1 pseudogene is annotated in these 424 nt (G+C 72.9%); it reads left to right on the top strand.

The annotated features are described in order from the left end of the window. Positions 1–424, top strand: a pseudogene (locus AC5RWT_RS38040) (hypothetical protein); the annotation flags it as partial.

The raw sequence follows: 424 nt of genomic DNA, 5'->3' as shown, positions 1-424 counted from the left end.
GTGCGGGGGGTCGCGATGATGGCCGCGCTGCGGCAGGAGGCGGACCGGCTGGCCAACGCCGGGGACCCCAGGACCCGGGGCCAGGTGATGGCCGATATCGTGTTTGAACGCGTCACCGGTCGCAGCACCGCCGACCCTGCCGACCTGGAAGTCCAACTGGTGATGACCGACCGGACGATGCTGCAGGGCGAGAATGAACCGGCCTGGCTCACCGGCTATGGCATCGTCCCGGCCCAGTACGCCCGGGACCTGATCCGCCTGCCCCAGGACCCACCCGCAACATCCCAGCCCGGCGGAGGCGGCAGCCCGCCGGGAACGAACCAGCCCGGCACGAGCCCGCCGGGAACCGGGCAGAAGGCTCCGCCGGCCGGAACCGAGCCGGGCTGGAAGACCGCCCGCGAGCAGGCCCGGCAGGAAAGGCTGC

It is taken from the genome of Arthrobacter sp. Dra40 (assembly GCF_059091905.1).
The sequence above is the reverse complement of the archived record's forward strand: the minus strand, read 5'-3'. Positions and strand labels throughout refer to the sequence as shown.